Source organism: Micromonospora sp. AMSO12t (genome assembly GCF_008806585.1).
Taxonomy (GTDB): Bacteria; Actinomycetota; Actinomycetes; order Mycobacteriales; family Micromonosporaceae; genus Micromonospora; species Micromonospora reichwaldensis.
Genome location: NZ_WAAS01000309.1, coordinates 1 through 6,940 on the forward strand (window position 1 = coordinate 1; position 6,940 = coordinate 6,940).

The 6,940-nt window shown below is 73.2% G+C and carries 8 protein-coding genes; 6 read left to right on the plus strand and 2 right to left on the minus strand.

What is annotated here, in order from left to right; translation table 11 throughout:
• The 3 genes from F6X68_RS28725 to F6X68_RS28735 all read left to right on the plus strand — a co-directional run.
• Positions 1–407, plus strand: a 407-nt coding sequence (locus F6X68_RS28725) for a hypothetical protein (RefSeq protein WP_225852485.1), incomplete at its 5' end; no start/stop codon positions are given.
• A 92-nt stretch (positions 408–499) separates the two neighbouring features.
• Positions 500–1,699, plus strand: a complete 1,200-nt coding sequence (locus tag F6X68_RS28730; RefSeq protein WP_151457187.1) for a DUF1015 family protein — start codon at positions 500–502, stop codon at positions 1,697–1,699.
• Positions 1,700–1,771: 72 nt separating this feature from the next.
• A complete protein-coding gene (locus F6X68_RS28735) occupies positions 1,772–2,239 on the plus strand; it encodes a ribose-5-phosphate isomerase (RefSeq protein ID WP_151457188.1) in 468 nt (155 codons plus the stop codon).
• A gap of 159 nt (positions 2,240–2,398) precedes the next feature.
• On the opposite strand, the gene F6X68_RS28740 is transcribed toward F6X68_RS28735, so the two are convergent.
• Positions 2,399–2,719: a hypothetical protein gene (locus F6X68_RS28740; RefSeq protein WP_151457189.1), complete on the minus strand. Its 321-nt coding sequence runs from the start codon at positions 2,717–2,719 to the stop codon at positions 2,399–2,401.
• Positions 2,720–3,039: 320 nt separating this feature from the next.
• Between F6X68_RS28740 and F6X68_RS28745 the strand changes: the two genes are divergently transcribed.
• Complete coding sequence (locus F6X68_RS28745) at positions 3,040–3,585, plus strand: hypothetical protein (protein ID WP_151457190.1); 546 nt, start codon at positions 3,040–3,042, stop codon at positions 3,583–3,585.
• Positions 3,586–3,730: 145 nt separating this feature from the next.
• Here F6X68_RS28745 and F6X68_RS28750 read toward each other — a convergent pair whose 3' ends face one another.
• Positions 3,731–3,997 (minus strand): hypothetical protein, encoded by a 267-nt coding sequence (locus tag F6X68_RS28750; protein ID WP_151457191.1) that lies wholly within the window; start codon positions 3,995–3,997, stop codon positions 3,731–3,733.
• A 194-nt stretch (positions 3,998–4,191) separates the two neighbouring features.
• On the opposite strand from F6X68_RS28750, the gene F6X68_RS28755 reads away from it, so the two are divergent.
• Both F6X68_RS28755 and F6X68_RS28760 read left to right on the plus strand, forming a co-directional pair.
• Complete coding sequence (locus F6X68_RS28755; protein ID WP_151457192.1) at positions 4,192–4,989, plus strand: trypsin-like serine protease; 798 nt, start codon at positions 4,192–4,194, stop codon at positions 4,987–4,989.
• Positions 4,990–5,472: 483 nt separating this feature from the next.
• Positions 5,473–6,294, plus strand: a complete 822-nt coding sequence (locus F6X68_RS28760; RefSeq protein WP_192581577.1) for an FG-GAP-like repeat-containing protein — start codon at positions 5,473–5,475, stop codon at positions 6,292–6,294.
• The last annotated feature ends 646 nt before the right edge of the window (positions 6,295–6,940 follow it).

Here is a 6,940-nt window from a genome sequence, read left to right on the forward strand (position 1 = left end):
TCCGCCGCAGCGACCCGGCAGGGCCGCACCCGCAGCTCGTGGAGGCAGTTCCGATGGCCAAGCACCGTGTGCCCGGTGACGACCCGTCGACCCGGGAGGGGGTGACCGAGCGCCCGGACGCGGCGTACTGGTCGGTCGACGACTCCCGCTGGCCGGCGGTCCGTCCCGACCTTCCCGCCCACATGGTGGACCTGCTCGCCCCGCCGATCGTGGTCGGCGTCGCCCGCGTGCCGGCCACCTCCCGGCTCACCCCGCCGGCCGAGCACCGGCTGGTACCGGCTGTGCCGGGCGGGACCCGGCGGATCGTGCCCGCCGGACCGGGCGTGCCGGGCCGGCGACCGGCGGGCGGCCCCACGCCGGGCGGCCGGCACCGCAGGACTGCGGGACAGTCCGACCGCACCGCCTGAATCCGGCGCCCGCCCCGGTAGCTCTTTCATCTGGTGGACCCCGCGCGGGTCCCGCGCCGGCGGGACTCGCGTCGCCGGTAGCGTCTCCGGACATGACGGTCGTGCATCCGATCACCCGGGCCTGGATCACCACTGGCGGCACCGGCGCGCAGAACTACGACGAGTTCGCCGACGACGCGGAGATCACCGCGATCATCGAGGCGAACCCGCACAGTGCCCTCGGCATCGAGATGCCGCACCGGGCTCCGGAGAGCCTGGGCAGGTCCTTCCTCGACGCCCTGCCGGACGCGGTGACCCGGCTCGCCGAGGCCAAGGCCGACGGCAGCTACACGCCGGCGGAGCAGGTCGTGGTCCTCTACCGGATCAGCGCGCCGGGGGAGGAGAACGCGTACGGGCTCTTCGCCATGGTGGACACCGACCAGATCTCCACCCGGGCCGACGAGCCCGGCCTGGTCATCCGCAACGAGGACGTCTTCATCGCGAAGGTGCGGGAGCGGGTGGCGCTCGCCGAGGCCCTGGGGCACCTGCTGTCGCCCGTACTCCTGCTCCAGACCGGGCGCGGCGACGAGCTGCACGCCGCCCTCGCGGCGGCGACCGACGCGGCCGGCGCGCCGGCGGCGACCGACACCGACCAGGCCGGGCGCACCCACGCCATCTGGCTGCTCGGGCCGGGCCCGCGCCAGGACGAGCTGACCGCCCTGGCGGGCGGCGGGGAGCTGGTCGTGGCCGACGGCAACCACCGCAGCCTGGCCGCGCAGACCGGCGGGCTGCCGCGCTTCCTGTCGGTCATCACGACCCCGGCGTCGGTGGCGATCCAGCCCTACAACCGGCTGGTGAGCGAGCTGACCACCACCGCCGACGACCTGCTCGGCCGGCTCCGCGCCGCCGGCGCGGAGATCAGCCCGATCGACGGCCCGGTCGAGGTCCCGGCGGCCGGCGGCACCGTGCACCTCCGCCTCGCCGGCCAGGGGTACGCGGTCACCCTGCCGCACGTCGGCGACAACCGGCTGGAGAACCTGGACCACGCCCTGGTCGAGCGGCTGCTGCTGCGCGACGCGCTCGGGCTCGACCCGGGCGACAAGCGGATCACCTACGTCGGCGGCGACTACCCGGCGAGCTGGCTGACCGGCGAGGTCGACGCGGGCCGGGCCGAGCTGGCGGTGCTGGTCGCCCCGGTGACGGTGGACGACTTCGTCGCGGTCAACCTGGCGCGGGAGAAGATGCCGCGCAAGAGCACCTGGTTCACCCCGAAGGCCCGCGGCGGCCTGGTGGTCGCCGAGCTGTCCCGCTGACCTTGTGACGAATCCGCCTCCGGGACGCCGCCCGCGCGTCGTCCCGGAGGCGCGCCTGACAGACTGCGCGGTATGCGCGTCTACCTGGGATCCGACCACGCCGGTTTCGAGTTGAAGGTGCACCTGGTCAACCACCTGACCAAGGAGGGGCACGACGTGGTCGACGTCGGCCCGCACGCCTTCGACCCGGACGACGACTACCCGGCCTTCTGCCTGCACACCGGTGACCGGGTGGTGGCTGACGAGGGCAGCCTCGGGGTGGTCATCGGCGGCTCGGGCAACGGCGAGCAGATCGCCGCGAACAAGGTGGCCGGCGTCCGGGCGGCCCTCGCCTGGAGCATCGACACCGCCCAGCTGGCCCGCGAGCACAACGACGCGAACATCGTCGCGGTCGGCGCCCGCCAGCACACGCTGGACGAGGCCACCGCCATCGTCGAGGCGTTCCTGACGACCCCGTTCTCGGGCAACGAGCGGCACGCCCGCCGGATCGCCCAGGTGGCCGACTACGAGAGCACCCGCCAGCTCCCCACGCTGCCCTGACCGCCTGACCGCCGGGCCGCCGGGCCGCCGGGCCGCTCGGCCGGTCGTCCTGGGCGGCCGGGCGGGTCCGAGGGTGGTGGGATCGCCGTAGCTTCCGGACGGGCTGTGCCCCCTGCGGGGCTGTGCCCCCTGCGGGGCGGTTCCCGCCAGGACCGGGGGTCAGCGGCGGGGGAGGTCCTCGCGGGGCGTCCAGTTGCGGCGGATGATCACCATGCGCTCCTCGGCCGCGGCCAGGTCCTCGTCCGTGGGGCGGGAAGCGTCGCGGGCCCGCATCGCGGCGGTCACGCTCACCTGGGACGAGCCGGGGCCGACGAGACCACGCAGGCCGCGGTCGCCCTCGTCACCCGGGCCGCCCCGGCGGGCACGCGGCGGCTCGGGGCCGTCGTGCACCCCGGCGGTCGTCGCGTCGGGGCCCCCGGTCGCGCCCGCGTCGCCGCTCGGGTGCCGTATCCGGCGCCGGCGTCGCTCCGTGTCACCCATCAGCCGACCGTACCGCCCCGGCCCGATCGGCGCTGGCTCGCGCGTCCGGCGCTGGCTCGCGCGTCCGGCGTCGGCTTGCGGGTTCGGTGCCGGCTTGCGGGTCCGGCGTCGGCTTGCGGGTCCGGCGCGTGGCGCGCGGAGTGGCCGGTGACCTCGGTCACGACGCCCCGGTCGTCGGCGCACGCGGGGTCGGCCGGCCCTGCCGTGGCCAGCGGATCGGGGCCCGTGCCCGGGTGCGGCCTCGGCGACCGGTTTGCGGGCTGGCTACCCTCGGAACGGACGGCGGCCGGTGGTTGCCGTCGGTCCAGGGGAGGGACGAGATGGTCGACCAGACGCAGCCGTGGGCCGAGCGGACCGTCGAGGTGCCGCCGCAGCCCGGTGCCGGGGTGCCGCCGCAGCGCGACGCGTACCAGCGGGGGGTGGCCTCGGTCGGGCAGTCCCGTACGACGCGCACCGAGCCGTTCCCCGTCGTCGAGCACGAGCCGACGGGCACCGGGTGGCCGGACGCGCCGGCCCCGCGCCGGCCGCTGAGCTGGCATGTCGAGCAGTTGAAGCGCGGCGGCGAGTGGAGTGCGGCCGGCGCGCTCTTCGCCTTCGTCTGTTGGGGGATCTGGGCGATCTCGGGCGGCGGGAACCTGGGCGGCCCGTTCCTGATCTTCCTGCTGAGCCTGCTGGTGGCCGTCGGCCTCTTCGCGTTGGCCCGGCTGCTCGGCCGGGTGGTGCTGGAGCGGCAGCTGGGCCGGGTGCGGCGCAGCGCGCGCGGGGCGCACCTGGTGACGGCGGTCTTCCTGGCCGGTCTCGGGATCGCCTACCTCCAGCAGACCGAGTGGGTCGTGTCGGCCTGGAACTGGATCAGCAACAACTGACCGTACGCCCGGGCGGGCCGGCCTGCGCCGCCCGCCCGCGCGCCCGGTCGCGGCGTCTCGCGACCTCCGGTCGTTCCACCAGGTCGCCGGCTGCTTACCCGGCCGGCCGCGGTTCATCCGCGCCCGGCCGGAGCTGATCCGCAGCTCAGTGCTTCCCGCCGTGGCCCTCCGCGTCGGCCTTCGGGGAGGCCACCCGGGCCGCCGGGTCCTCGACGCCGGGCTCCCCGCCGTCCGGCGCCACCATTCCGTCGTAGTTGTAGACCGTGCCGTCCTCGCCGTGCTGCTTCGTGGTCCGGATGTAGCGGTGCATCATGCCGTCGATCTCCACCTCGAGCAGGGCGTCGCCGCCCGTGTCGATGGTGCTGCCGTCCCGGGGTCCGCCAACGAGGTGTGCCTTCTTGTTCGTGTCCATGTCCAGGCCCGTACCCGGGCGGTCCCGGCGCAAAACGGGCGATGCGCGTCCGGCGCGCCGAATCCTGGTCGGCTGCGGTATGACCGACGCGGGATGTGTCGGGGCATTGCTATCCATCGATAGATCTCCATAGGCTCCCGCCATCGGTTTCCGGCGTGCCGCCTCGGCCCGCCGCGAGGGTTCGGGAGGCTCCCATGGTCCGTTGGCGCACACTCGTCGGCCGGTTGGCCGCCGCGTTGGTGGCGGTCACCGCCGGCTCGTTCGTCCTGGCCGTTCCGGCCTCCGCCAAGTCTGGGCCCGAGGTGACCCCGTACGTCGTGGGCGGGACGCTGGCCGCCCAGGGCGAGTTCCCCTTCATGGTCCGGCTCTCCATGGGCTGCGGCGGTTCCCTCTACAGCCCGCGCCTGGTGCTGACGGCCGCACACTGCGTCGGCGGGACTGGTACGAACACCAGCATCACCGCCACCCTCGGCGTCGTGGACCTCCAGTCGTCGAGCCGGATCCAGGTGCGCTCGAACTACGTCTACCGGGCGCCCGGCTACAACGGCAACGGCAAGGACTGGGCGCTGATCCGGCTGGCCACGCCGGTCACCACGCTCCCGACGCTGAAGATCGCCACCAGCACCGCGTACGACAACGGCACCTTCACGGTCGCCGGCTGGGGCGCCACCCGCGAGAACGGCGCGCAGCAGCGCTACCTGCGCAAGGCCAGCGTGCCGTTCGTCAGCGACGCGACCTGCAACTCCTACTACGGCGGCCAGATCATCGCGAACGAGGAGATCTGCGCCGGCTACGCCAGCGGTGGCATCGACACCTGCCAGGGGGACTCGGGCGGCCCGATGTTCCGGCGCGACGCGAGCAACGCCTGGATCCAGGTCGGCATCGTGAGCTGGGGCAACGGCTGCGCCCGGCCCTCCTACCCCGGCGTCTACACGCAGGTGAGCACCTTCGCCCCGGCGATCGCCTCGGCGGCGGCGAGCCTCGGCGGCTGACCCGGAACCAACCCTGGGGGCCCGGCCGGCTCGTCCGGCCGGGCCCTCGTGCGCGTGCTCCGGCTGGCCTCTGCCCGTGCGCCAGCCCCGCGCGACGGCTGGCCCCTACCCGAGCGGCCCGCCCCGGCGACGGTCGGCCCGCGGCGGGCCGCTCGGGCCGCGGCTTCGACTTCAAGTGACAGAAGACCGAGGTGGCAGAAAGTCGCCTACGCCCCTTCTTCGATCGGTCCCCTAATGCCCGTGGCCGGCGATGGGGGCATGGATCAGCGCCGATAGGCGTAGGTGGCTTTGTCGCCTGTCGATCTCGCCTGTCGAGCACCTTCTTGCGGGTGGTGAGGGGTGCGGGTAGGGGTTACCACCCCCAGCCCCTGTTCGTAATGATCGGACTGTCGTATTTCGGGGTGTACGGGGAGGTAGTTCGTGGCACGCATGGGCGGGAATGGTCACTGCCGTTCGTTCAACGGGAACGGGAGGATGGACATCATGGCCCGTGACGACGACACGGGTGAACTGCTGGTCTTCCCGCACAGCGGCAGCTTCCGTGGTGGCGACACATACGACGAGCCCGTGCTGATCAGCACCGACTTCCATCCGTATCGCAACTACGGGATGGTCCGTCCCATCGACGTCAACGGCAACGGCTACGCCGACGTCATCGGCGTGAGCATGCGACACATGAACGAAACGCACGGGATCTTCCTCTATCCGAACAGGGGTGGGCTGAACGGTCTCGACACCCTCGGCGATCCGATCCGCATCTCCGGCGCCCGGGACGACAAGAAGTGGGAGACGCTCGGCATCGCCGACGTGGACCTGGACGGCTGTGACGACATGTTCGGCCGCGAGCAGGACGCCGGCCACGTCGACGCGTTCTTCAACAAGCGCCAGGTCACGCAGAACGAGACGTACGACCGCACCGCGCACCGCCTGGTGACGATCGACGTCGAGGACTTCCCGCTGGCGATGGCCGACTTCACCGGCACCGGCCGGCCCGACCTGCTGGTCCGCCGCGCCAACGGCGACCTCGACCTGTACGAGTTCGCGCACGACACCTCCGGCGAGGGCCCGTGGTGGCGCGGCGAGGGCCAGTGGTTCACGCTCGGCAAGGGCTGGCAGGAGTTCGCGCACATCACGGTGACCGACATCGACCTCGACGGCCGGCCGGACCTGCTGGCCGTACGCGCCGACGGCACGCTCGTCGTGCACCTGCACAACGGCAAGTTCGACGCGGAGCGGCCCTCGGCCACGTTCTCCGCGCCCGAGGTGCTCGCGACGGGTTGGCAGAAGTACTCGGTGGTGAGCTGACGTAGGCCGCCGGCTGGAGGCCGGCCGCCCGCTGAGGGCCGGCCGGCTCCGTGACGCCAGCTTCTGTCCGGCAGAGGCAATCTCGGTGTTCGACGCGCGGGCCGGTGCACAGACCGTCTCGACGAGGTGACGGCGGCCGGGTCCCGCGCCCGGCTCCCGGCCACGCGGCGACACCACCGGTCCGGCCCGGCGACATCCCGCACCCGCGAACGACCAGCTGAAGCACCGGTGACCCCAGGACATCTCGAAACGGCTGCCGCGCCTTCGCGTGCGAGCGCCCCGGTGATCAGGACGCCATGGACGTTATCCGGCCGCTTTAAGGTCCATGGCGTCCTGATCAGCATTGGCTGGGGCGGCGTTCCTGGATTGCGTCAGTTATTAGCCGGACAATCCGGGCGGGTGCCGCACTGCGTCGTCCGCCTTGAAGCGCAGCGCCAACCAGCCCGCCGCGCGGAGAGCGTTGAGCCGAGCCACGTCGCGCTGGAAGTGGCTGTTCCCGGTGGTGGTCACCCTCGTGCTTGATCAGCCCACCGGCCCCGGGTACGCCCGGGGCCGGTGGGCCTTTTCCGTTCCGGAGTGGCCGTTCCCGTCCGCGCAGGGTGGCCGTTCCCATCCGGGCGGGGTGGGCCTTCTCCGGTCGGGACTG

Coding starts and splice junctions, on each gene's coding strand:
- F6X68_RS28740 (WP_151457189.1), bottom strand. CDS start 2,719: ATGGGTGACACGGAGCGACGCCGGCGCCGGATACGGCACCCGAGCGGC.
- F6X68_RS28745 (WP_151457190.1), top strand. CDS start 3,040: ATGGTCGACCAGACGCAGCCGTGGGCCGAGCGGACCGTCGAGGTGCCG.
- F6X68_RS28760 (WP_192581577.1), top strand. CDS start 5,473: ATGGCCCGTGACGACGACACGGGTGAACTGCTGGTCTTCCCGCACAGC.
- F6X68_RS28730 (WP_151457187.1), top strand. CDS start 500: ATGACGGTCGTGCATCCGATCACCCGGGCCTGGATCACCACTGGCGGC.
- F6X68_RS28750 (WP_151457191.1), bottom strand. CDS start 3,997: ATGGACACGAACAAGAAGGCACACCTCGTTGGCGGACCCCGGGACGGC.
- F6X68_RS28735 (WP_151457188.1), top strand. CDS start 1,772: ATGCGCGTCTACCTGGGATCCGACCACGCCGGTTTCGAGTTGAAGGTG.
- F6X68_RS28755 (WP_151457192.1), top strand. CDS start 4,192: ATGGTCCGTTGGCGCACACTCGTCGGCCGGTTGGCCGCCGCGTTGGTG.